We start from the raw sequence: 24,779 nt of genomic DNA, 5'->3' as shown, positions 1-24,779 counted from the left end.
AAATAACCTTTTTTACCTTAAAATCATTCAATCAAAAATTGAAACGATGTTTTGATTGTGAGGTTTGAATGAATGCCGGTCTATTTGTCTGTTCGCTCGCCCTGTCAGCGATACTTACTGCCGCAACAGCACAGGCCAGTCCTGTGACGTATCAAAAAGAAGCTATTACTGAAAATAATCTGCCAGTATTTTATCCACAGCTAAAAAAACAGATGACTTATCAAAGTTCATGGCTGGCAGGGAGATACACTGACTTTGCACAGTGGAAAAGCGACACCAGAAAGATCTTCCGACAAGCATTGCTCACCCCTGACTCAACAATTGCATTTTCAGCAGAGAAAATAGATCAGCAGGATCGTGGCCGCTATATTGCTGAAAAAATAGCATTAAACATCACAGATGAAAGCCGTGTCCAAGGCTTGCTATTAACACCGAAAAGCAAAGGCCCTCATCCGGCGATTGTTCTTTTGCATGACCATGGGTCTAAATTTGATATTGGCAAAGAGAAAATGATCCGCCCTTGGGGCGATAGCGCACAGCTTGCCTCAGCGCAGGCTTGGTCGGATAAATTCTTTAGCGGTAAATTCATTGGCGATGAGTTGGCAAAACGTGGTTATGTCGTGCTTTCTATTGATGCTATTGGCTGGGGTGATAGAGGCCCTATCAGCTATGAGCAACAGCAGGCCTTAGCCAGTAACTTCTTTAATCTTGGCCGTTCATTAGCGGGCACGATGGCTTATGAAGATATACGAACGGTTGATTTTCTGGCGACACTTCCATCAGTTGACCGCCAACGTATTGGTGCTCTTGGATTTTCTATGGGAGCGTATCGTGCCTGGCAGTTAGCTGCATTATCGGATAAGGTCGCGGCCACTGCGGCTATCTCTTGGTTTGGTAACTATCAAGGTTTGATGACCCCAGGTAATAATGTACTTCGTGGGCAATCCGCTTTTTACATGCTCCACCCTGGTATTGCCAATAAGTTGGATTTCCCTGATATTGCCAGCTTAGCGGCACCAAAACCGATGCTTCTTTTTAACGGCGGGAAAGATAAATTGTTCCCATCGGATGCGGTCGAGCAGGCTTACAGTAAAGTGCATGCAATCTGGCGGTCACAAAATGCGGAATCACGCTTAGTCACTCGTAGCTGGCCCGCGTTGGGGCACGTATTTTACCAAGAGCAGCAAGATGTGGTTTTCCCTTGGTTAGACCGCTGGTTGAAGCCATAAAAAAGGCCCCGAGGGGCCTTTTATCCACCAAATACGATCAGTGAGAGCTACTTTGAGAGGCGCCCAACCCCGTTTGTGAACGGACAAACTGTGCTTTAAAGCGCAGACGTTCTTGCTTACCCTCTTCTGAATTATCAGTGACGGAGAAGAACCATATCCCGACAAATGCCACTATCATTGAGAATAATGCCGGGTATTCATATGGATAAATTGGTTTTGCGTGTCCTAGAATGGTTACCCAGATAGTTGGGCCTAAAATCATCAGGATCACCGCAGTCAGTAACCCCAACCAGCCACCAATCATTGCACCACGCGTGGTCAGTTTATCCCAATACATTGAAATAAAGATGATTGGGAAGTTACAACTGGCGGCAATGGAGAATGCCAAACCTACCATGAAAGCAATGTTTTGCTTCTCAAACAAAATCCCCAAGCCGATTGCCACAAACCCTAAAATAACCACTGTGATTTTAGAAACTCTCAGTTCATCGCGTTCATTTGCTTTACCCTTCTTGATGACACTGGCGTAAAGGTCATGAGAAACAGCAGATGCCCCCGCTAATGTCAGACCGGCAACCACCGCCAAAATAGTTGCGAAAGCAACTGCCGAGATAAAGCCTAAGAAGAAGCTACCCCCCACGGCATCAGCTAGATGCACTGCTGCCATATTATTACCGCCAAGCAGTGCCCCCGCCGCATCCTTAAAGGCTGGATTCGGGCCGACCAACAGGATTGCGCCAAAACCAATAATAAAGGTCAATATGTAGAAGTAACCGATAAAGCCAGTGGCATAGAACACGCTCTTGCGGGCTTCTTTGGCATCACTTACCGTAAAGAAACGCATTAGAATGTGTGGTAAGCCTGCGGTACCAAACATTAATGCCAAGCCGAGCGACAATGCTGATATTGGGTCAGAGACTAGCCCTCCAGGGCTCATGATCGCCAAGCCTTTAGGGTGAACTTTAATGGCCTCACTGAATAAGGTATTGAAGTTAAAGTTAACCGACTTCATAACCATAATGGCCATAAATGAAGCACCCGCCAGCAGTAACACCGCTTTGATAATCTGTACCCACGTTGTGGCTAACATGCCGCCAAACAAGACGTACAGTACCATCAGGATGCCCACCAACACCACGGCTACGTGGTAGTTCAAGCCAAACAACAACTCTATCAGCTTACCGGCACCGACCATTTGAGCTATCAGATATAAAGCGACCACCACTAACGAACCACAGGCAGATAATGTTCTTATCGGCCTTTGTTTCAAGCGATAAGAAGCCACATCAGCAAAGGTATAGCGACCCAGATTACGCAGCCGCTCGGCAATTAAAAACAGAATGATTGGCCAGCCGATTAGAAAGCCGATGGAGTAAATCAAGCCATCATAGCCAGAGGTATAAACCAGCGCGGAAATACCCAGAAATGATGCCGCAGACATAAAGTCCCCAGCAATGGCCAAACCATTTTGGAAACCGGTTATGCGCCCGCCAGCGGTATAATAATCACCCCGGGAACGGGTACGCTTTGATGCCCAGTAGGTAATATATAATGTCGCGCCAACAAACAATACGAACATAATGATCGCTTGAATATTGAGCGGCTGGCGATGAACTTCGCCGGTAATTGCTTCTGCCTGTGACAGCGCAGGCAGAGTCAGTAAGGAAAGTACGGACCAATGGCGAGTCTTCATTGCTTCACCTCACGAAGAATTTCTGCCGTCAGACGGTCAAACTCGCCATTAGCACGAATAACGTAAATACCTGTAAGAACAAAAGAAATAACGATCAACCCCACACCAACGGGTATGCCGCGAGTAATGCTGGAGCCTGCATATAGCGGGGTACCGAGCCATTGTGGTTCGAAAGCAATAAGGAAAATGAAACCGACATACAGCGCTAGGGTAATGAGCGACAGTGTCCAGGCAAAGCGGCCACGCTTTTGCACCAACTCTTTGAAACGCGGGTTATTTTCAATCTCTTGATAAATGCTGTCATTCATCAGAGTCTCTCCTTTGAGGCATTAATTAAGTTTGCCGCCGGTAGGCGGCACAATTTACGACGGTGTTTGCATTGATTGTTTTTCTTCCAGTAATTTGTCCACTACGCCCGGATCGGCCAGTGTTGAGGTATCCCCTAAGTTGCTGGTATCGCCAGCCGCAATTTTGCGCAGAATACGGCGCATGATCTTGCCTGAACGGGTTTTTGGTAGTGAATCAGTCCAGTGCAAAATATCTGGGGTCGCAATTGGGCCAATCTCTTTACGCACCCAATTACGCACCTCGGTATACAGCTCTGGTGTCGGTTCTTCACCGTGATTCAGCGTGATGTAGGCATAGATAGCTTGCCCTTTAATGCTGTGTGGGACCCCGACGACGGCAGCTTCGGCAATTTTCGGGTGTGAAACCAATGCGGATTCAATTTCAGCGGTCCCTAGGCGGTGACCTGAAACGTTAAGTACGTCATCGACGCGGCCGGTTATCCAGTAGTAGCCATCTTCGTCACGACGAGCGCCATCACCACTGAAATACATGCCTTTAAAGGTTGAGAAGTAGGTCTGCTCAAAACGGTCATGATCGCCGAATAAGGTTCTGGCCTGACCCGGCCAAGAGTCGGTTATCACCAGATTGCCTTCGGCTGCACCTTCTTGCAGGTTACCTAAGTTGTCGACCAACGCTGGCTGTACCCCAAAGAAGGGGCGAGTAGCTGAACCGGCTTTTAACTCTGTGGCTCCTGGCAGTGGCGTTATCATGAAACCGCCCGTTTCAGTTTGCCACCAGGTATCAACAATCGGGCATTTACTGTTACCAATCTTGTTGTAATACCATTCCCATGCTTCCGGGTTAATAGGTTCACCAACTGAACCCATAATGCGTAGGGAGTCGCGTTTTGTCCCTTCGATGGCTTTGTCACCTTCGGCCATTAAGGCACGAATGGCGGTAGGGGCGGTATACAGAATATTAACCTGATGTTTATCGATAACCTGACCCAAGCGATTGACGCCTGGATAGTTAGGAACACCTTCAAACATCAGAGTAATAGCACCGCAAGCCAGTGGGCCATACAGCAAATAGCTGTGGCCGGTGACCCAACCAACGTCTGCGGTACACCAGTAGATATCGCCGGGGTGATAATCAAAAACGTATTTAAAGGTCAACGCGGCATAAACCAGATAACCGCCGGTGGTATGTAAAACCCCTTTTGGTTTGCCAGTAGAACCCGAGGTATAAAGGATGAACAGTGGGTCTTCGGCATTCATCTCTTCTGGCGGGCAGTCGGTGGAGGCTTCTTTTATCAGGTCATGCCACCACAAATCTCTCCCGTCTTTCCAATAGCTGGCATTGCCAGTACGTTGGAAGACGACCACATTTTTGATACTGGTGATAGCTGGATTTTTTAAGGCTTCATCGACATTTTTTTTCAGTGGAATTGCGCGACCAGCACGAATGCCTTCATCGGCAGTAATCACCAGTTTTGAGTTAGAGTCGATAATTCGGCCAGCAACGGCATCAGGTGAGAATCCACCAAAAATAACAGAGTGCACGGCGCCAATACGCGCGCAGGCCAGCATAGCAACAGCGGCTTCTGGCACCATCGGCATATAGATTGCAACCACATCACCTTTCTTGATGCCCAGTTTTTTCAGCACATTAGCAAACTGGCATACATCGTGGTGAAGCTGTTTATAGGTGACGGTTTTTGATTGGTTAGGATCATCACCTTCCCAAATAATTGCGGTTTGATCGCCACGCTCTGCCAGGTGACGGTCAAGGCAGTTAGCTGCAAGATTCAGTGTGCCATCTTCGAACCAGCGGATGCTGATATGACCGGGGTCAAAGGAGGTGTTTTTAACCGTTTTATACGGTTTAATCCAATCAATAATCTTGCCATGTTCGCCCCAAAATTCATCTGGGTTCTGCACAGATTGTTGATAATATTGCTGATATTGTTCAGGGTTTATCAGGGCATGCTCTGCAATTGCAGTTGGAATAGGGTGTTTATGTATTTGGCTCATAATAGTTCTCCTTGAGATTGTTAATAATATGTCAATCAAAAGTTAATTATAGTGTGGAGGGCCGTTTTGTTTCTTTTTTGGGCGGCAGATCACGCATAAAAGATGTTGATTTAGAGACTTACTTAATGTGCTGCGTGGTGAATCGATATCTTAATGATAGGAGACGCGCCTTGTGATCATGCAATAAAGGAAAGGAAATGTGCAGATCAGCTCATTTCTAGCGTGAAATAAGAATATTGAAGGGGGAATGTCACTAAAAGTACTAACGTAGCGTGACTAATGCAATTTAATAGTAGTTGTTAACCAAAAAATTAAAAATCAATTTACAATCATCGGGAAATTTATATTTTTATATCTTACTGTAATTAGAATTACATATATATATCAACTGAGAATATGAATATATAAATACAAAGCCCAATGGAATAAATATGCAATTTATTATTTTCTCTATTTGAATAAATTTCTCTCATTTCGCTGAAAAAAATCGACTTTGGTTGCGAAACTTCCAGAATAAGCGGAGAATTAAAACGGCCGAATTTAACAAAATAAAAACAAAATAAGTCAAAAAATAAAACACAATGAGAGTTTATCACGTAATTTAATTTAGCTTATTTTTTATACAGACAGTTGCGATGTTATTTGTCTCTGATGGATTTTATTATTTTAATAACAAATATTTACTGTGGTTTAAAGATTTTTGGGGCTGAAGTTATGCCTCAGCATCATGTGGGCTTAGTGTAAACAAGGCTTGCAGAAGAGTGTCCAGAAATGATACTGATTTATAACGTGGTCGGCTGGCGGGAGGCTGAACCATACGTTTTATCAACTATAGCCCCGTATTTAATGATTAAGTATTCTATTTGAAATGCTTGGTAACTTGCATTTTATAGGATGCTTTGAGGAATTTTTAGGGTATGAAAAGTGTAAAAATAGGTCTGGCCTGGCAAATACTCATTGCGCTGGTATTAGGTATTTTGGTTGGTGCGGTTCTGCATAATCAAATTGAATCCAGAGAGTGGTTAGTTAGTAATATTTTAAGTCCGGCAGGTGATATCTTCATCCGCTTAATTAAAATGATTGTTGTACCGATAGTTATTTCGACCTTGATCGTGGGTATTGCTGGTGTTGGTGATGCGAAGAAGCTTGGGCGAATTGGCCTGAAAACCATTATCTATTTCGAAGTTATCACTACCATCGCCATTATTGTTGGGATCACCTTGGCGAATGTGTTTCAACCGGGGCACGGCATTGATATGTCGGCATTGACGGTGGTCGATATCTCCCAGTATGAAAAGACCACTGAGCAAGTACAAAGTGGTAGCCACAGCCTGGTGAGCACTATATTGTCGCTCATTCCTGCCAACGTCTTCGCTTCCATGGCGAAAGGCGATATGTTGCCAATTATCTTCTTCTCAGTGTTGTTTGGTTTAGGGCTGTCTTCATTGCCAAAAGAAACCAAAGAGCCACTGTTGAATGTGTTTAAAGCAATTTCTGAAAGCATGTTCAAAGTCACTCATATGATTATGCGCTATGCGCCTATCGGGGTGTTTGGCTTGATCTCGGTGACGGTTGCCAATTTTGGTTTTGCCTCGCTTATTCCATTGGCCAAGCTGGTTATTTTGGTTTACGCCGCGATTCTATTTTTTGCACTGGTCGTGCTGGGCACCGTTGCCAGATTATGTAAATTACGGATCTGGACCTTGATTCGAATTTTGAAAGATGAGCTGATTTTAGCTTACTCTACCGCCAGTTCAGAAACTGTATTGCCGCGAATCATCGAGAAAATGGAAGCCTATGGCGCGCCAAAATCGATTACCAGCTTTGTGGTTCCGACGGGCTATTCCTTCAACTTAGATGGTTCTACCCTTTATCAGAGTATTGCCGCCATATTTATTGCCCAGTTATATGGTATCGAGCTGTCCATTGGGCAAGAGATCATTCTGGTCCTAACCTTAATGGTGACCTCTAAAGGGATTGCCGGTGTTCCGGGAGTCTCGTTTGTTGTCTTGTTAGCAACGCTAGGCAGTGTAGGTATTCCACTGGAAGGTTTGGCCTTTATCGCCGGTGTGGACCGTATTCTGGATATGGCACGTACTGCACTGAATGTGGTGGGGAATGCATTAGCAGTGCTGGTTATTGCTAAGTGGGAACATCAGTTTGACCATAAAAAAGCCAAGGCATATGAGAAAGCGTTATTTGCACCGAAACAGACGCCGGTTAGCCAAGGCTAATACTCTTTACCCTTGATGCTCCGGTGATGTTAGTCATTCGTATTGGCCCGAATAACTTACTCATATAAGTTCATTCGGGCTGATTCATTCGCTGCTTGGAGTTGAGCATTGATATTTGTAGGCCCCCTATTAGTGAGATACTGATAGGGGGTTTTTATTTGTGTCTATCATCAATAAAACACCAGTGACATTATTCATTTAGTCCTAAGCGGTATGACCAATGGATAAGCTCAGCGACTTTGTGCACATCCAGTTTTTTCATCATATTAAGGCGGTGGGTTTCTACAGTTTTTTGGCTGATGGAAAGGTGAGTTGCGATAATACGGTTACAGGCACCTTCGGTAATAAGTTTTAGGATCTGTCGCTCCCGTGGCGTTAGCACCGGTTGGCGGGCATCGCTACCTTGTGCCAGTTTATTAACCAGAGAACTATTGAGTGCAGGGTCAATATAACGTTTACCCGCCGCGACCGTTTGAATGGCTGCCAGCAGAATTTGCTGTGGGCTTTTTTTCAGAACATAACCTAGTGCGCCACTGCTTAACGTTTTGCTGGCGTGATGTTCCTCATGGCGGGCTGTTAATGCCAGAATCTTCATCGTCGGCCAGCGGCGAAGCAGTTGAATAATGACATCAAGGCCATCCATACCGGGCAATCCGAGATCTATAATCGCAATGTCTGGCTCTGTTTGGCGGCACAAATTGTATACATCCAGCCCATTATCAGCTTGGCCAACAATCTGATAACGTGGATAAGCTGCCAGCATATTTTTAATGCCATTAATGATTAGTTCATGATCGTCGACAATCAGTAATTTCGTATTCATAAAGTTGTTCCCTTTACCTGACGATTGAAATGGTGTCGCGGGGCTCCCGCGGTTGAAACAGCAAATGGATTATCTCGTCGAGGTGATCGATATCTTGCTGTGTAATGAGTTCATGATTTTCGACTGCTATTTCCAGCTGAATTACAGCGTCTTGTAACTCAGTAAGGCCCGCTTGCCCGGCACAGCCTTTTAAGGTGTGAAGCTGATGCGATAACGTGGGGGTATGGGTGAGAGACTCTCTCCCCTGCTGCACTAATAGTTGCAATGATTGTAATAGGTTAAGACGCAATGAGCTGTCAGCCAGATTCAATAGTGGTCTCGGTGTTGATAACTGGGGGGTGAGTGTTACCCCGCGTTCGAGCTGGAATTGTGCCGTCAGATCCAGTACTTCTGCCAGTTGGCTGAAAGTCACCGGTTTAGAGAGATAATGATTCATCCCCGCCTGACTGGCCCTTATCTTTTCCTCAGGATTGGTATTGGCACTTAATGCCGTAATCATGCAGCGATTATCTTGGTTGTTCGCATCATCACGCCAATAGCGGGTTGTTGCCAGCCCATCCATACCTGGCATACGAATATCCATCAGCACCAGATCAAAACGCTGCGTTTGGCCGAGGCGTAGTGCGATTTCGCCACTCTCTGCCAGAGTCACTTGATGCCCCAATTGGCGCAGCATCATGCCGGTGATATCTCGATTGGTTTCAGCATCATCGACTAACAATATGGTCATATGCCAAGGTTGTAGTGGGAGAGCATGTGGTATCTCTTGCTGAGATGAGGCGGGCTGCTTCTCTCCGTTAAGATGCTTTTTAACGTTGCTATATAAGCGACCGGGTAGGTAGCACAGCTCTTTATCGTTAAAGGGGGTCTGCGACATGTGTACTGATTGGTTACCCTCTGGCGGGCAGGTTATCCCCCACGAAGATAATTGAGCATGTAATGACTGTGGTGCACATATTTCACCTTTAAACGGTTTGAGCACTATTTTCCCACAAAATGGCAGACTTAATGAGAAGCGACTACCGTGGTCTGGTAGGCTAAAAAGTGTAATATTGCCCCCCATCATTCTTGCCAGATTATCTGCAATAGTTAGTCCCAACCCCGTTCCCTGCCCGTGCTCATGGGTCTGGACAAAAGGGTGGAATATCTCTTGTTGAAGCTGCAAATCAATACCACAGCCGGTATCTTCAACAGTGAAGCAGAGCTGCTGGCCCTTACGGACTACATTGAGCTTAATATGGCCACATTGCGTGAATTTAACGGCATTGCCCAATAAGTTAACCAGAATCTGCTTTAAGCGTTGTTGGTCCAACTCCAGTTCCAGCGGCACATCCGAACTGACGTAAGTAGAGAGGGTGATGGCTTTACTCAAGGCCTGGCTATGAATAGTTAACATGGCCTGATCCAATAAGGGCAATAAGGCGGTTTTCTCTTGAGACAAGGCCATTTGCCCCGACTCAATACGTGAAAAATCCAACAGGTTGTTAACTATCATCAGTAAAGAATGTGAGCACTGGCGAGCGGTCTCGGCCAACCGATATTGCTCGCAGGTCAGTGGGGTATTTTGTAATAACTCAACAGCACCTAGCGTGCCATTTAAAGGGGTACGAATTTCATGACTGATGGTGGTTAGATGGACACTCTTACGGCGATTAGCCTGTTCGGCCAGCTGTTTTGATTTTGCCAGTGCCAGAGTACGTTCCTTTACTTTCATTTCAAGGGTGTCGTACTGCTCATTCAAGGTGTCTAGCAAGTTGTTATAAGCACGAGCAATCTGCCCTAACTCATCCATGCGTTTCACTGGTAAACGCGGCTCCATCGCTTGCGGGCCGGTGGCACCAATAATATTGATGAAGTTCCATAGGGGAATAGCGAGGTAATATCGCAGTAATAAAGAGAGCACTAACGTAAGCAGCAGCAAAATAGCCAGTGCAAAGGGGAGTTGATGTAATGCGGGCTTGGCCGCTTCCCAGGCAAAACCGACGCGGGGATAAATAACTAACTGTTGCCAACCGGGGCCTTTTAACTGGGTTCTTAATACCAAATAATCAGGTGTTTGTTGCCAACCATCATGTAACTTTCGGTCTTTTAGCTGGCGAAGAATCTCATGTAACTGATGCGAAGGTATATTTTGCTGAGATATCGGTAACAACTCGCCACTCTTATCCAACCATAAATTAATATCTCTCTGTTCAACTGGCTGATTATCTGTCACCAATTCATTTAATTTTAATGAGAACCCAGCTAATGAACCGGCGTGGTCACATGCGGCAACAGAAACATGCCAGCCTCGTTGTGGGTTATACGTGGGCATTCCCCAGAAAATATTGTCATGGGTAGGGAATATTGGCAGTAAAAGTAATTCTTTACGTCGCTGGTTCAAATAGTTATTTGATACCGCCTGTGGGCGGAATATGGTAATACCTTCTTTGTTTTTAATCGTGAAACTGTCGAGATAATAAGTTTGACCAGATGTTCCATAAGCCTGAGCAATGCGAAGGTCATGTCTGGATTGGATGGCATTACACATTCCTGAACTAAAAGGAATATTATCGCTCAGATCATCATCTGTACGTCTAATCGGCAATCGCCAGGTGGCTTGGTAACTTGTCTGGCGACTGATCAATGCGGTTGCGTCCCGTTCCGCACCTTCAAATTGGTAATTACTTAAATCTGCGCGTAATGATGCCATGTGGGTTAATTCATTCACCAAACGTTGGCGGGTATCCTCATATGAGAAGAATGCCATGGCCGCAATTGAAATAAGCCATATGGCCATTAAGGTCATGCCCAGTAATAGTGTCAATCGAGTGACGAGTGATGATGAGTTTTCCATAAAGTCACCTGACTGTTTTTTTTTAGTACGCCACAGCCAAAATTTGATATCAAGAAATACACTGATTTCATTACTGCTCGTTATAGATTCATTTAGTTCTGTAAAAAGAGTAAATCAGGTTTTTACCTTATAACGAATATTTAATTACGGAGGATAATTAAATCGTACTGATGCAGGAGTTACCGCCGATGCTTGAAATGTTGAAGAGACAACCCTTAGTTAACGACATTGATCTATCAGATATTAATATTGTTCAATTCACGTTGAAAGGAATTCCTGCCAAAGCGATGGATTACCATCATTCTATTTGTATTGGTGTTTTTTTTATTGAGAGAAAAATGATATCCAATACTGTTATTCGATATATTGCACTTATGCTGGTGGCGCTGGAGAATACGCAGGATTTTGCTTTACAGTTTAACGATGGCAATTGGTGGTTATGGGGGCGATATACACTTGATAATAGCGAGAGGATCGCCGGTGAGAATCAAGAACTCTCGATGAAATTAGAACAAATTCATGCCGTTATTCAGCATTTAAGCGGCTTGGTAGCCACATTGAGTACCTCCCAGGCAAACGTCTTAACCAAACCGAAGAAGTATGTCAGCAAGGCTATCTCATGAAAGAACTTGCCAGTTTAATATTACTGTTTTCAGTGTCACTGGCCCATGGTCAAGCTATTCCCTGGCAAGGAGAGCCTTTCTTTATTTATAGCCGGGGTATGAGTGTATCTAACCTATTAAAAGATTTAGGGATGAATTATGGTATCCCGGTAGTCATTAGCCCGGAAATAAACGAACACTTTAGTGGGAAGATTCGCGACAAAACACCAGAAGCAATCCTGGCTGAATTAGCCGGTCTATACAATCTTACCTGGTACTATGATGGTGAAATACTCTATTTTTACAAAGCTCAAGCCATCCGCAGGGAATTTATATCGCCAGATGGATTATCAACGACAACTTTAATCAAGTATCTACAACATAGCGGAGTAGCCGCAGGAAAAAACTGTGCAATAAAGGCTATTTCTCGTCTGGATGCTATTGAGGTTACGGGTGTTCCTATCTGTATTGAACGGGTGACGACATTGAGCAACATGCTTTCGTCTCAAGCCCGTAAGCAAAACCAAAATAAAGAAACAGTGAAAGTCTTCCAGCTAAAATATGCCTCTGCGGCTGACTCTAATTATCAGTATCGTGATCAGCAAGTTAAATTACCGGGCTTAGTCAGCGTATTGCGCGAGATGAGTCAGGGCAATAGTCTGCCGTTAGTTGCAGGAAAAGAACAAGATGAGGCGCATACCAGCATGCCTCTTTTCTCGGCTGATCCTCGGCAAAACGCAATTATTATCCGTGATCGCCAGGTCAATATGCCGGTCTATCGTAGTTTGATCGCTCAGTTGGATCAGCGGCCAGTTCAAATAGAAATATCAGTGACCATTATTGATGTTGATGCCGGAGATATTAGCCAGCTTGGTATCGATTGGTCTGCATCCACTTCCATTGGTGGCGCGGGTATCTCGTTTAATAGTAATTCGGGGAAAAATAGTGCTGATGGTTTCTCCACTGTAATTGGTGATACTGGGAACTTTATGGTTCGCTTGAATGCGTTACAAAAGAATTCACGTGCCAGAGTCTTATCACGCCCTTCGGTGGTCACCCTAAATAATATTCAGGCGGTACTGGATAAAAACGTAACGTTTTATACCAAGTTGCAAGGCGATAAAGTGGCAAAACTTGAATCGATCACCTCTGGGTCATTATTGCGAGTGACACCGAGAATGATTGATGCCGATGGTGTAAAAGAAGTTTTGCTTAATCTTAACATTCAGGATGGGCAACAGCAGGCGCCGATAAGCAGTAGTGAACCGTTACCGGAAATACAAAATTCAGATATCTCAACACAAGCCACGTTGCGTGTTGGGCAAAGTCTGTTATTGGGTGGCTTCATCCAGGATAAACAAATTGAGTCGCAAAATAAAATACCGCTACTGGGCGATATTCCATTATTAGGTGGGTTATTTCGCAGCACTGATAAGCAATCTCACAGTGTTGTCAGGTTATTTCTGATCAAAGCTGTACCGGTTAATACAGGGGAATAGCATGGCAGTACGGTTTAAACTCCGCCTGTTAAATGGTGAACTTAATGGGCGTGAGCTGATGTTACCTGAGGGGGAGTTTACGCTAGGGGATCAGCAGTGCGACGTATTATTACCCTTACCTCAGGGGCAAATATTGACCTTGAGAATAAGTGATGAGCACATAACTTTGCAGACATCTGGGGATGTCTGGGTTAAGGGGGCGCGGCATGATTTACAACAGAAACTCCCACTCGGACAGGCGATTGAAACCGGGGGATTAATCTTGGTTGTTGGCGAGGTGGGCGATATTTTAAGTGATATTCATTATATCCCTCGTGCTCGGCCACGCTTATTACTCTGCTTATCTGTACTGGCATTTATCCTATTGTTACTGCTATCGGTAGTTATATTCTGGTTTATACAGCAGCCAAAAGCGCTACTGGCTTATCTTCCTCCTGATATTCCAACACAACTCTCAGAGCAGTTAAAGCAACCCGCTTTACAGGGGATAAAAGAAAACTGGTTATTAGATGGCAGTGTTGTTTTGAGTGGTCACTGTAGCTCATCACCCGCAGTGATTAAGTTGCAGAATTTCCTGGTTCTTAACCGTATTGTTTTTCGTAATCAATTAGTCTGTGATGACCATCTGCTCAGTAGCGTCAAGGATGTATTACACCAGTATGGCTATCAGGATATAGAGGTCGACACGGGGAAACATCCAGGGCATATCACAATCCATGGTGCTATTGAAATGGGGGGGCAATGGTTAAAAGTTCAGGAAACACTGGCGACAGTGGCGGGGTTAAAGGGCTGGGTGGTTATTAATAGCCATGATGGGAAAATTGCACAATTAGTTGAGCGCTTAAGGGAACTGGGGTTATTAGGTTATCTCAGCATGGCGCCAAGTAATAAGGAAATCATTATCAGCGGTATATTGTCGCTCAGCCAACAACAACAACTGATGGAGATGTTGACAGCATTGGCCCGGCAACAACCGGACTTTCTGGCGGTGAGGTATCAGAATATCCCCACGTCAGATCAAACTGCTCAGCTTCTTCCTGCTGCAATTGTCAGCTATGGCGGAAATAAACTTTCAGGATTCGTGCAATTAGCTAATGGATTACGCTTACAGCAAGGGACGGTACTGGCGAATGGCTATAAAGTTATTTTTATTGGAGAGCAAGGCATATCATTACTAAAATCTAACAATTTAATACATATATCCATGGATTTTTAAGGATTAGGAGGTGAGTGAGTGTCGCATATTACTGAACTGGAAGACGCTATTAAATATGACGCGAAAAAAATACAACAGAAGAATGCGTTGTTGGCAAATGGGAAGTTATTAATTTCACAACAATTGTCTCTACAGCAAACACCGGATAATTATAAAACTCTTAACAATATGATGCATGCTCTAAGTAGTGCGGAGAAAATAATAGCAACGCTGTCAACGCGCTATGGAAATTAAAAAATTATCATGCCACTTTATGAAAAAGATGGGATTAATATAAAAGACAGATGCTGCTTAGTGAGACAAAATAATACTATATATTTATCAGTGCATAAGGAAATACAATATGAATGATAATGATTCTATTCAGAGCATGTTAGGGGACTTACACAGTCGGTATAGTAAATTACTGTCTGACCTAGGAAAGTTGAAGGGCTTCCAGCAACAAATCGAATTACTGAAAGAAAAAGCCAAAAATGACAGTAAAGCAAGGGAGACGTTAATTCGCTTGAATGAAGCTTTTCCGAATGGTTTAAATCAAGAAAAAGCGCAAATGATGGTATCTATTGCAAACATGAAAGTACAGTTTAAACAACTGGAGACGCAGCTCAGAAATATAAGTTCAGGTGAGGCAATGTAGTTAATCTCTTCCTGAAATATCATTATTACCTTGAGTTAAGGAGTATTTCTATGGTCGCGAATACTGGCATAAATAAATCAGACAACACTTCCTCGTATGTTAACCAATCTTCCAATAATGAATTTAATTTTTCCGTTTTGGAAAATAAATTTAATAGTCTTCACAAAAACATTAATAATGTTGGCAGTAATCTGAGTAATAATCTAAGTGAGCATGCTGATATTTTCAGTATGGGATTGAGTGCCTTTTATGAGTACCTGGACGTACTTGAATCACTTGCCAGAAGTTCCTATGACGCTATGCACACCCGATCAAAATATGCCAATGATATACAGGATAACGCTAATCAGGTTGATTCCGTAATTGCCGAAGCGGCTAAAGGGGATGATAAAACAACTAAGCCGCTACCGGATTCAGTTATCGAGTTTATGCGGGAGCATGGCATCAAAGTTGATAAGATGAGTATTGATGAGTATTTAAAGAAGAATGGGCCAGAACTGGATAAAGGACAATTACAGGCAGTAAAAGCGGCATTGGATAATGAAAAGACCCGCGCGTCAGATACCATGACTCAAGAACAATTACAGTTACAGAAATTCATGCAAAGTTATAACGTTAATGTTAATAACATCAGTACATTGCAGACGGGTTTAAAAGATATATTGACGACGATTGCCCGCAATCTTTGTTAACCAGGTTATGGCCGCAAGGATGATTCGATATGAATATTGAACCGACTGATCAACTTATTAATTTTATGCGGCGCGGCGGTTCTCTGCGTATGTTAGCAAATATGTCAGAGCAAGACTTGACGTTAATATATGAATATAGCGTACAACTTTGTCACGGCGGAGAATATGACGGCGCAAAAAAACTGTTAAATATATTGATTCGTTTCGACCATTGGAATTTTGCTTATTGGTTAACATTAGGTTCCTGTTATCAACAAACCGGCGATTTCCATCAGGCGATTTATTGCTTCAGCCGCGCGGGGCAAATTCAGGTCGATGATCCTCGTCCATCTTGTTTCGCTGGGGAGTGTTATTCCGCTTGTGGCAATGCCATTTATGCTGAAAAAGCATTCCGCGCCGCATTGAACTGGTGCCATGCTCACCCTGAGCAGGTTCAAGTCCAACAGCAAGCCGAACGGGGACTGGCGGCAATATTACTGGAGTTGAGACATGCCTAATAGTATCGCATTTAAAGCCGACACTCAGACGGATTGGGCACTGGCAGCCGCAGGTAAAAGCACACCTTTGGCCGCGGCGAAAATACCAGATTGGTGGGCAATTTCCGGGTTATCACCCTCGGCGGATATGAATATGACGTCACCCCAGGTGACGCAGCAAAAAGCCCAGGCCGCCTTGGATCGCCTGTTGGTCGCCTTACCCCGTTCCGGCTCCAAAGCAGGGGGCAGTGGCCGGATTTCCCTTGATCAACTGGGCAGCATAGATATGCAGCTCATCCTCTCGATGGCTGGCAACCTGAGCCTGGTTTTTTTTTCTGATTCCTGTAAGTCAATCCGCCAGCAGATGGAGCGGGCAACGGATGTGCAGACTTTTTTACGCGATAAACGGGTTAATGAGTATCAGCAACAGATAGATAAAGCAGTTCAGCAAGCGGATAAAGCTCACAAAGCCGGTATTTTCAACATGGTGTTTGATTGGGCCATCGGCTTAGCCGAGATAGTTTACGGTGCGATTAAGCTCTCTGCCGGGGTGTTAACCGGGGATCCGGTGGCAATGGCTTCCGGGGTCGCATATTTGGCGGCGGGGACTGCCGGTTTGGTTAAGGCCGCCGCTGAAACGGCGATGCTGGCTGGGGCCTCAAAAGAAAAATGTCAGGAAGTTATTGATGTCGCAGGTAAAGTTCAACTCGGTTGTGAATGCTTTGCTATGGCAATCGACCTGTTTCAAGCCGCCCGCGCGATTAATGCCGCTCGAGCGGTGACCAAAGGGGCGGGTGATGTGCTAAAAGCGGGCGGGGCTGATGCGTTAACCGAAGCGATGAAGAATCTAAGTCACCAAGAAGTACAACAGTTAACTGAACAGTTCGCCAAGAATACCTGTAAGCAGATAACTGAAACGGAAATGACCTTGATGCGCAATATCACTAACTCTTTTACCCACGCTGGTGTTGAAAAACTGGTAGGCGATGTGACGAAAGATCTGATTCAAACCGCGATTAAGAAAGGCACTACGCTCACTGCAGAACAATTTACTCGCCAATGTACCAAGGAAATTATGAAGGAGATGGTTAAGCGAATAATAAAAGATATCAGCCTCTCACCTTTACAGATAATGCAAAAAATTACTCAAGGGTTAGTGCAGATTAATAGTGGCCAGTTGGCGATTCAAAACGGAGGGCTGCAAAAAGAAATTGAAAAATTGATGCTTGATCAGGACTTCACGCAGTTTATGGATCAATGGGTTGAACGAAATAAACAGCAGCAAAGTAAACAACTCAAAGATATCTCTCAGAACGCACAAGATACATTGGAGAAATTAAGCGATAACATCCATCAAAGCGGCATGCTACAAACGAGAGTGGCAGGTTCATTAATATAATGAGGTTATAATGAATACACCTATCAGCCAGGAAATAAAAGTAAACGACAAAGCCCTACAGGCTGTCGATGATAGTGGGAAATTAGATAATAGTATTGGCAATATCATTAGTGATATCTCCGATATTATTTCCCAAATGTATGCGTTATTTAAAAAAATGCGTGATTTACTGAGTGCTTATGGTGGGAAACAATTCGAGCTTCTGTTTAATATCAAAGCTGCTGCCATGAAAAATCAGCGTGAAGCGATCGATAAAACAGCCTCCGCAGCCATCTCTAACGGAGTTTGCTCCATTCTGTCCGGTGTAATTAGCGCCGCCAGTGCCGGAGCAGGCGCGCGGTGGGGCGGTATCGGCGCGCCTATTGGTGATGTTGCTGGGAAATTCATTACCGGTAGTGGGAAACTGGCCGAGGGTGATATATCCCGTCAGGCGGAAACCTTGCGCATGGAGAGCAATCTGCAAAGTTTTAGCTCTGATAGTTACTCAAAAAATAGCAATGAAATACAGGATAAAATAGGAGAGGTAAGACAAGGATTCAAGGACTTTAGCAGTACCTTGACTAACCTAATAAACAATATTTCCATGGCTGTGAAATTATGATATATGAAATTTAACTCTCAGCACATTGAGCAATACTTACTCAGCAAAGGCTGTGTGACTCAAACAGCCTTTTTCGAAAATAGCACTATCAAATTAGGGAGTGAGTTTTTATTTGATAAGTACCGGGTGATCTACCGTATTGAACAGCGTGAATTAATTATTTGTTCTTTGGAGGTTTCCACTGAAAAAAACACACCGGGGAATTTTTTAGCATTATTTAATTTCCTGCTCCATTTAGGTGAGGAAATTACTGATATATCGATAGTCAGGATGCTGATTATTAATAATATCGCTAATCAGCCTTTGTGGTTGATCCGCAGTAGACTTATTCGAATATTAATAGCCAAAGGTGCATTCAGTAAGAATATCGATGGTAATGATTGGCTACTATTTGATGTCAGTACGGATAAATAAAACAAAGGAGGTCCAATGGACGATTTTTCTGCCGATGATTTCCAGTCCCTGTGTGTAAAGATAAATAGTGTATTGAAAGAACAGAATATTATTCAGCACCCAATGAGTGATTTTAAGCAGCAACCTGATCCGCAGGAAGTAGAAACCTGCTATACACGGGGTTATCAGGCCTGGCTGGCAGATGACTATACTGCCGCGATCAGTGATTTTTCTTGGCTTACAGTCTGTTGCCCCTTAGTGCCACGGTTTCATTTGGCTTTGGCCGCCGCTCTGCAAATGCAGCAAGAATATGCTCTGGCGCTGAGTGCTTATGCCGCCGCGCTATTACTGGATGCAAATGACCCTGAACCGGTATATCAAATGGCTGTTTGTTTACGTGCGCTGGATAAAGGCGCTGATGCCAGAGAGGCATTACAAACCGCCATTGAAATGAGCTACCTGAATCCTGAGTATGTGTCTACAGCAACGAAAGCCAATCGATTATTGAGTGAAATATAGATGAAATAACACGAATATTATGACTAAAATTTAAAAGGGGATAGCGATGGATAGAATAGACAATATTAAGTGTGTTAATAATTCATCTGAGCCGAATGCGGTAGTTAATTCGAATATCGAGGGGAGACCCTCTATTTCCACCCCTGCAGAAATAGCAAATGACTTTCTGAGCAAAGATGTTCCAAATGCTAATTGTGCGATAAATAAAGTTCTCGATACTCAAGAAGATATTGTTAGTAAAAATAACGATATCAAAGTTAAGTTAGCCAAAAAACAGTTTTTCATCAATGTGGTTGAGTTGGCGGTTTCTCTGGCTTCATTTGCTGTCAGTGTTGGAATGAGTATTTGCAGTGGCGGGGCGGCGACCCCGGTTGCCATCGTTACTGGGTTGAACTTAATGTTATCACTGTCTAACCTGGCATGCGGCTACCATAACTGGAATTGTGCCAGTAAAAATAAAGAGGGGTTCGCCATGGGCAGTGATGCCATTCAGCAAGCTGCCTTTATGCTCGCTAAATCCTGTGGTGCTTCATCCGATAATTGCAAAAAAATCGCGCGCTACACATCGTACTTTATTCGTGTTGGTATCGTGGCCTCTTTAGCAGGTATAGGGCTACTAACGCACCCGGTCGTTACCAACAGTTTATGTTTACTTGCTAAAAACTATAATCCAATAGTGGCCTCTATAACCAGTATTATTACTGCCGGTGCGCTAGGGGTGTGGATAAGTAATGATAATGATCAGCGAAAAGAAATAGCGGGTGTTTTAAGGAGTAATGAGCAGGAAGCAAATGAAATACTAATAGCAACGCATGCTGAGGGGGCTGCATATCGAAAAATCGGTATCATCAAGGATAATATACAAACAAATTTCGCTTAGGGTGAATGCCGGATAGTCTCTTTAGTGTTATTTGTTAACCTTGTATAAGGTTAATTACTCTCTAAGGGATATGATGAAATCAATACAGTTTATTTTATTTCGGCAAGAGGGAACATTACGTAGCAACGGAGAGTGTTATACGGTACCTGCGGGCAGTTTAGTTGTTACCCACGAGTTGGCTACGGTATCTTCTTTCTCGCAAAGTACTTTTATTTCAATATTGTGTCATTCGATAGATCTTTTACCTATATATCAAAACTTAGCCAGTAAAATGGTGCAGTCGAATAAATTTCGCTTGCCTCATAAAATATCTGATTGCTACAAAATATTGCCAGCAAATAAAGATGTTATTCACGCAACTGAACAGTTAATTGATATTGAGCGCTCAGCATCATTACGCTTTCTTTACCTGTATTGTTTAGGTCTGGATTCAGTTTATTTCTCCAGATTGTTGGAATCAATTGTGGGTACCAATAATGAGTTACTGGAGTTTTTTGAACAAAATCGCCTTAATCCCTGGACGGTATCGCGCTATGCCGATGAATTAGGTATTTCCACCCGTAAATTGAATTTTCTGTTTTATGAAAAATTCGGCATGTCTGCGAAGCAGTGGTTACTGGATCAACGTTTGAAAAAGGGCTGTGAATTGTTGTTATCTACACGGCTGCGTGTGGCAGATATTGCCATGGAATGTGGTTTTAGCAATCACGCGCATTTCTCTGATAGCTTCCGTCGCCGTTTTCAGCAGTGCCCATCGCATATGCGGTCACTTATGGAATAGGAGGTTTGATGGATATAAACGCATTAATGAACGAAATGACGAATAGTATTCATAAGATAAGTCAGGACTTTCAAAACCAGATGGCTGCCGGTAATCCCTCTGATCCTGAACATATGCTCAAGATGCAATTTGCCATGCAGCAGTATTCGTCTTACATCAACTTTAGCAGTGCGCTGATGAAGAATATTAAAGATATGACCAGTGGGATTATTGCCAAAATATGATCTTACTTTCAGCACAATGCCGCCAGTTGGTGGTTGAAGCCGCCTTGGCCGGGGTGAATCACAGCCTACAGGCAGAAGCCCAAAATATTCTTAATGTGTTACCCCAACTGATACCGGATCCACAAGTTCGCTTGGTCTGTGAGGCAATGCTGTTATTCGGACTTAATGACAGAGTGGCAGCACTGGCGTTACTGGCAACATCCAAATCCGAAGATGCGCAGGCCATGTTGGCGTTGCTACAACAAGGGATCTCTGCTGCTGACCCAACGTCATTGGCGTTGCCGATAACAACGCGGCAGCCTCTGGTACTAAAGGCATAACACCGCAACGGTATACAATTGTTTATCAACAAGGAGATCATCAGATGGAAATTGATGCCATTCAGGCTGCTTCAATGTTGAATACCCCTCTTCAGCCAGCGGCCGGTGAGCCGCAACAAATCGCCAAATTTACGCAGTTAATGCAACAGGTGGAACCTGACACGGCAATGATGTCGCCGACCCAATTATTGGACGTTCAGTCGCAATGGATGCACGCCACATTAGCAGTAGATTTAACGGCTAAAGTGGCCGGTGTTCTCGGGCAGAACATCAATAAACTGGTCAATATGCAATGAAACGCCTGCGGCGTGCGATAGCGCTCTTGCTGGTGGTGGTCTCCCTTTCAGGCTGTGGTATGGAGCTATATAGCGGGCTTTCTGAGGGGGAGGCCAACCAGATGCTGGCGTTGCTGATGTTGCACCAGATTAAAGCCGAAAAGCAGTCCGAGAAAGGCGGGACGGTAAGGCTGAGTGTCGATAAAAGTCAGTTTATTAATGCAGTGGAACTGCTACGACAACATGGTTTTCCGCGTCAGAAATTTACGACAGTGGATACGTTGTTTCCGTCGAACCAGCTCGTGACATCACCTGGCCAAGAGCAGGCCAAGATGGTCTATTTGAAAGAACAGCAGTTGGAAAGCATGTTGAGCCATATGGATGGGGTGATTCATGCTGATGTGACCATTGCCATGCCCGCGCCGACCGACGGGAAAAGCAGTGTTCCCCACGCCGCCTCAGTGTTTATCAAGTATTCCCCCGAGGTCAATTTACAAAGCTATCAGCCACAAATTAAAAATCTGATCCGCGATGGTATCCCCGGTATCGATTACTCACAGATTAGTGTGGTGATGCAGCCTGCCAATTATCGGTTTATCGCCGCTGAGCCACACCAGCACGCTGAGGCACAACTGAGCTTGCAATGGCTATTACGCCACGCCGGTGCGATACAGATAGCGTTAGGGCTACTGTTGGTGCTGCTGGCTGGGTTGTCAACGGTGTGCTTATTACGCTATTTGCGCCGATAAATCGCTAATGGAAGGGGAAAAGGGATGATATTACCGTTAACCGCTGATATCCGGCATTTGCATCAGTTAGCCTGGCGACCCGCACAGTTTGCCCATCCTCTATGGTTGGCAGCGATGGGAATTAAAACAGAGAACTACTGTTATGGCCGCAGTAACGCACTGGACAGAGTGTTAGATAATGCGCTAATTCGGCAACGAAAATTCCCACAGCAAGCCCTGCCTGCGGTGCTGAGCAAGCCGCAGCGAGAGCGAATGGCAAGCTATCCGCGCTTATCTGCCCACTGTCTGGCGCTGGGGTTGGTTCATTTACAATGTGGTGATTATTTGCGCCTACGGCGTTATCGCGAGAGGCTTTCGCCGCTGTTGGATGAAGCTGATATTCAACAACTCATTGGTATGGGATATCAGGGTCACCTGCCTGCCAGCTTAAGCCCACAGCATCTGCCCACGGTTGCCTTACGTCTGGGGCATAGCCTGGCACATCAGGTACGCCACGATGATGTGGTTTGGCGTGCCACCTCTATCTCATTACCCCCTCAGCCCCGTGCATTATCTCTGTCCCAGGCATTCTCTTTTTCGGTTGACGGTTGGTTAACCCGACTGGAGCGTTTGCTGTGAACCCTTTTCATCTCAGGATAGAGAAATTTGATTATTCGCTGCCAGCGGGGCGAGTCATTGCGGCGGTTCAGTTACAGGAAATGGCGCAGAGCCGCGATATTTTGTCTGCTGCCCGGGTGCAGGCAGCCGAGATTGTGCAAGCAGCGCAGGATGAGAGCCGTGTGTTGTTGGCGCAAGCACAGCAACAAGCAGACATGCTGATGGTTCAAGCGCGGAGTCAAATAGAAGCTGAGGTGTTGGCGCAACATGTTGGCTGGCTAGTGGCGGCGGAGCAATTGGAGGCATCCTTGATTACACAAGCCCGTCAGCAGATTCTGGCAGCGATTGCGTCGGTGGTAACTGCCTGGGCCGGTCAGCAATCTGTGGAACAGATTTTGATTCATCGGCTAGGGGCGCAAGTGGAGAAAATGGCGCACGATGAAATGTTAGTTTTACAGGTTCACCCGCAGCATCTGCCTGCCGTGGTCTCTGCTCTGGGTGAACGGGTGCAGTGTGTGGGGGATGAGAGCATGCCTGAAGATACCGCCCGCTTAGGTTCACCAATGCTGCAAGTCAGCCTTTCTCTGCGTAGCCATTTGGCGCAACTTATCCTTTGGCTACAGGAGCCAGCTCATGATTAGTGCCAATAATGTGTCAGAGACCTTGGCAGTTCACGGCTCTGACCAACATGTGGGGAAGGCTCATGGCGAAGTAACCCCCGCACACTCAGTCATGGAACTGGCCAGCATTGAATTATCTGAAGTGAGACAAACCGCGCTGGAAGAGACGATGGAAGAGATCGGGCTGAGTCTCGGCTCCCGTTTGAAAGATCAAAAATCCATTGAGGCTGAGGAGCGTAATCTGCGCCGCCAACAGCTATTGGTGAAGTTGATAACTCAGCTCTCCGGTAGCAACGATATGCTGTTTTCACAGAACATTCCGCTTGATGTGGATCTTGTTTCACTTGCCAATAAGCTTCGAAAGGGTGAGCTATCGGCAGGGCAGCAAGTGTTACTGTTGGCCGCCATGCTGGCACACAGCAAAAATAATCCATTACGCCGCCGCAGCTTATCGCAATTACTTGGCCCGCTACTTGAGCGTGAGGGCTGGGAGGTTGAGCTATTTGGTCTGTTGGAGCTGGGCGCAGAGGGCAGCCGCTCGCTGGGAGCGGTCAAACAGTTGTTTCAGCAAAGTATTCATCAAAGTGAATTGTCGCTGGCGGAGTGGTTTACCCGGGTGAGTCGTTGGCCACAGCGCCAACAACGTGTTCGGGTACTCATGCGTGCCGTCGCGTTTGATTTGTCCTGTCGGCCGTTCGCTCAATACGGTGAGCGTTTGTCCGCGACACTCCACCAGTTGCGCCGTTTGCTGATGTTTCTCGGGTTGGAAGACCATTGCAGCCAGGTGGGGAATGTCTGTGGCGTGGCAGGAGATATGATTCTGAACGAGGTACTGGCAGTGGTGGGACAACCCTGGTTATTCAGTAGCTGGTTGCAGCCACGAATTGAAGCGATTATTGGTTCGGATGCCAAAGCACAGCGAGGATTCATTCGTCGGTTTTATGAGTTGTTTAAATTGATGCCAGTGGATTGTTTCAATGATCAGGAACAACAAGCACAAATTTTAGCCACCTTGCTGGAGATATGACTTTTCGTTTCAGGCGAACCCCTGATGGTTGATAAGGCATTGGCTGCTTATTCTTTTCATTGTTTATTCTCGTCATTTTTCAACTTGCAGGTGTGCTGGCGGCGCTCACGACCCGGCCACAACCGATTTGTCTCTT

General features: G+C 45.0%; 27 protein-coding genes. 22 read left to right on the top strand and 5 right to left on the bottom strand.

The window, feature by feature from the left end; translation table 11 throughout:
* Window positions 1-68 precede the first annotated feature (68 nt).
* Window positions 69-1,229, top strand: a complete 1,161-nt coding sequence (locus Q2T71_RS17165; RefSeq protein ID WP_372560005.1) for a dienelactone hydrolase family protein — start codon at window positions 69-71, stop codon at window positions 1,227-1,229.
* Window positions 1,230-1,266: 37 nt separating this feature from the next.
* On the opposite strand, the gene actP is transcribed toward Q2T71_RS17165, so the two are convergent.
* The 3 genes from actP to acs are packed head-to-tail and all read right to left on the bottom strand — an operon-like array spanning window position 1,267 to window position 5,243.
* Entirely contained in the window at window positions 1,267-2,922 is a 1,656-nt protein-coding gene (gene actP, locus Q2T71_RS17160) for a cation/acetate symporter ActP (RefSeq protein WP_372560004.1), read from the bottom strand.
* The gene (locus tag Q2T71_RS17155) at window positions 2,919-3,230 is read right to left on the bottom strand and encodes a DUF485 domain-containing protein (protein ID WP_372560003.1); all 312 of its coding nucleotides are present in this window, start codon (window positions 3,228-3,230) and stop codon (window positions 2,919-2,921) included. Before Q2T71_RS17155 ends, actP begins: the two co-directional genes overlap by 4 nt.
* 54 nt (window positions 3,231-3,284) lie before the next feature.
* Complete coding sequence (gene acs / locus Q2T71_RS17150) at window positions 3,285-5,243, bottom strand: acetate--CoA ligase (RefSeq protein ID WP_372560002.1); 1,959 nt, start codon at window positions 5,241-5,243, stop codon at window positions 3,285-3,287.
* 917 nt (window positions 5,244-6,160) lie between these two features.
* On the opposite strand from acs, the gene gltP reads away from it, so the two are divergent.
* Window positions 6,161-7,477: a glutamate/aspartate:proton symporter GltP gene (gene gltP, locus Q2T71_RS17145; RefSeq protein ID WP_372560001.1), complete on the top strand. Its 1,317-nt coding sequence runs from the start codon at window positions 6,161-6,163 to the stop codon at window positions 7,475-7,477.
* A 190-nt stretch (window positions 7,478-7,667) separates the two neighbouring features.
* Here gltP and Q2T71_RS17140 read toward each other — a convergent pair whose 3' ends face one another.
* Window positions 7,668-8,300 carry a two component system response regulator gene (locus Q2T71_RS17140; protein ID WP_372560000.1) on the bottom strand — a complete coding sequence of 211 codons (633 nt, stop codon included), beginning with the start codon at window positions 8,298-8,300 and terminating at the stop codon, window positions 7,668-7,670.
* 13 nt (window positions 8,301-8,313) lie between these two features.
* A complete protein-coding gene (locus Q2T71_RS17135; RefSeq protein WP_372559999.1) occupies window positions 8,314-11,136 on the bottom strand; it encodes a two component system sensor kinase in 2,823 nt (940 codons plus the stop codon).
* Between the two features lie 188 nt (window positions 11,137-11,324).
* On the opposite strand from Q2T71_RS17135, the gene Q2T71_RS17130 reads away from it, so the two are divergent.
* From Q2T71_RS17130 to Q2T71_RS17035, 20 genes are all read left to right on the top strand, one after another.
* Window positions 11,325-11,759, top strand: coding sequence for a hypothetical protein (locus Q2T71_RS17130; RefSeq protein ID WP_372559998.1), 435 nt, complete (start codon window positions 11,325-11,327; stop codon window positions 11,757-11,759).
* Complete coding sequence (locus Q2T71_RS17125; RefSeq protein ID WP_372559997.1) at window positions 11,756-13,237, top strand: EscC/YscC/HrcC family type III secretion system outer membrane ring protein; 1,482 nt, start codon at window positions 11,756-11,758, stop codon at window positions 13,235-13,237. Before Q2T71_RS17130 ends, Q2T71_RS17125 begins: the two co-directional genes overlap by 4 nt.
* Before the next feature lies 1 nt (window position 13,238).
* Complete coding sequence (sctD, locus tag Q2T71_RS17120) at window positions 13,239-14,453, top strand: type III secretion system inner membrane ring subunit SctD (RefSeq protein WP_372559996.1); 1,215 nt, start codon at window positions 13,239-13,241, stop codon at window positions 14,451-14,453.
* An 18-nt stretch (window positions 14,454-14,471) separates the two neighbouring features.
* Window positions 14,472-14,687 carry an EscE/YscE/SsaE family type III secretion system needle protein co-chaperone gene (locus Q2T71_RS17115; RefSeq protein WP_372559995.1) on the top strand — a complete coding sequence of 72 codons (216 nt, stop codon included), beginning with the start codon at window positions 14,472-14,474 and terminating at the stop codon, window positions 14,685-14,687.
* 109 nt (window positions 14,688-14,796) lie between these two features.
* The gene (locus Q2T71_RS17110; RefSeq protein WP_372559994.1) at window positions 14,797-15,090 is read left to right on the top strand and encodes a chromosome partitioning protein ParA; all 294 of its coding nucleotides are present in this window, start codon (window positions 14,797-14,799) and stop codon (window positions 15,088-15,090) included.
* Between the two features lie 50 nt (window positions 15,091-15,140).
* Complete coding sequence (locus Q2T71_RS17105) at window positions 15,141-15,782, top strand: chemotaxis protein (protein ID WP_372559993.1); 642 nt, start codon at window positions 15,141-15,143, stop codon at window positions 15,780-15,782.
* 29 nt (window positions 15,783-15,811) lie between these two features.
* The gene (locus tag Q2T71_RS17100) at window positions 15,812-16,279 is read left to right on the top strand and encodes a SycD/LcrH family type III secretion system chaperone (RefSeq protein ID WP_372559992.1); all 468 of its coding nucleotides are present in this window, start codon (window positions 15,812-15,814) and stop codon (window positions 16,277-16,279) included.
* Window positions 16,272-17,657, top strand: coding sequence for a type III secretion system translocon subunit SctE (sctE, locus tag Q2T71_RS17095; protein ID WP_372559991.1), 1,386 nt, complete (start codon window positions 16,272-16,274; stop codon window positions 17,655-17,657). Before Q2T71_RS17100 ends, sctE begins: the two co-directional genes overlap by 8 nt.
* A gap of 10 nt (window positions 17,658-17,667) precedes the next feature.
* The gene (locus Q2T71_RS17090; protein ID WP_372559990.1) at window positions 17,668-18,258 is read left to right on the top strand and encodes a chemotaxis protein; all 591 of its coding nucleotides are present in this window, start codon (window positions 17,668-17,670) and stop codon (window positions 18,256-18,258) included.
* 3 nt (window positions 18,259-18,261) lie between these two features.
* Complete coding sequence (locus tag Q2T71_RS17085; protein ID WP_372559989.1) at window positions 18,262-18,672, top strand: pathogenicity island 2 effector protein SseE; 411 nt, start codon at window positions 18,262-18,264, stop codon at window positions 18,670-18,672.
* 15 nt (window positions 18,673-18,687) lie between these two features.
* The gene (locus Q2T71_RS17080; protein ID WP_372559988.1) at window positions 18,688-19,170 is read left to right on the top strand and encodes a SycD/LcrH family type III secretion system chaperone; all 483 of its coding nucleotides are present in this window, start codon (window positions 18,688-18,690) and stop codon (window positions 19,168-19,170) included.
* Window positions 19,171-19,216: 46 nt separating this feature from the next.
* On the top strand, window positions 19,217-20,050 hold the full coding sequence (locus Q2T71_RS17075; protein ID WP_372559987.1) for a hypothetical protein: 834 nt from the start codon (window positions 19,217-19,219) through the stop codon (window positions 20,048-20,050).
* A gap of 73 nt (window positions 20,051-20,123) precedes the next feature.
* Window positions 20,124-20,831, top strand: a complete 708-nt coding sequence (locus Q2T71_RS17070; RefSeq protein WP_372559986.1) for a helix-turn-helix transcriptional regulator — start codon at window positions 20,124-20,126, stop codon at window positions 20,829-20,831.
* An 8-nt stretch (window positions 20,832-20,839) separates the two neighbouring features.
* On the top strand, window positions 20,840-21,055 hold the full coding sequence (sctF, locus tag Q2T71_RS17065; RefSeq protein WP_372559985.1) for a type III secretion system needle filament subunit SctF: 216 nt from the start codon (window positions 20,840-20,842) through the stop codon (window positions 21,053-21,055).
* The gene (locus Q2T71_RS17060; protein WP_372559984.1) at window positions 21,052-21,375 is read left to right on the top strand and encodes an EscG/YscG/SsaH family type III secretion system needle protein co-chaperone; all 324 of its coding nucleotides are present in this window, start codon (window positions 21,052-21,054) and stop codon (window positions 21,373-21,375) included. The genes sctF and Q2T71_RS17060 overlap by 4 nt, the downstream gene beginning before the upstream one ends.
* Window positions 21,376-21,419: 44 nt before the next feature.
* Window positions 21,420-21,671 (top strand): type III secretion system inner rod subunit SctI, encoded by a 252-nt coding sequence (gene sctI, locus Q2T71_RS17055; RefSeq protein ID WP_372559983.1) that lies wholly within the window; start codon window positions 21,420-21,422, stop codon window positions 21,669-21,671.
* The gene (gene ssaJ / locus Q2T71_RS17050) at window positions 21,668-22,399 is read left to right on the top strand and encodes an EscJ/YscJ/HrcJ family type III secretion inner membrane ring protein SsaJ (protein ID WP_372559982.1); all 732 of its coding nucleotides are present in this window, start codon (window positions 21,668-21,670) and stop codon (window positions 22,397-22,399) included. Before sctI ends, ssaJ begins: the two co-directional genes overlap by 4 nt.
* Window positions 22,400-22,423: 24 nt before the next feature.
* Window positions 22,424-23,017, top strand: a complete 594-nt coding sequence (locus tag Q2T71_RS17045) for a type III secretion system domain-containing protein (RefSeq protein WP_372559981.1) — start codon at window positions 22,424-22,426, stop codon at window positions 23,015-23,017.
* Window positions 23,014-23,637: a type III secretion system stator protein SctL gene (sctL, locus tag Q2T71_RS17040; RefSeq protein ID WP_372559980.1), complete on the top strand. Its 624-nt coding sequence runs from the start codon at window positions 23,014-23,016 to the stop codon at window positions 23,635-23,637. Before Q2T71_RS17045 ends, sctL begins: the two co-directional genes overlap by 4 nt.
* Complete coding sequence (locus tag Q2T71_RS17035; RefSeq protein WP_372559979.1) at window positions 23,630-24,643, top strand: TyeA family type III secretion system gatekeeper subunit; 1,014 nt, start codon at window positions 23,630-23,632, stop codon at window positions 24,641-24,643. Before sctL ends, Q2T71_RS17035 begins: the two co-directional genes overlap by 8 nt.
* Window positions 24,644-24,779: the final 136 nt, after the last annotated feature.

It is taken from the genome of Yersinia sp. 1652 StPb PI (assembly GCF_041538345.1).
Lineage (GTDB): Bacteria > Pseudomonadota > Gammaproteobacteria > Enterobacterales > Enterobacteriaceae > Yersinia > Yersinia enterocolitica_E.
The sequence above is the reverse complement of the archived record's forward strand: the minus strand, read 5'-3'. Positions and strand labels throughout refer to the sequence as shown.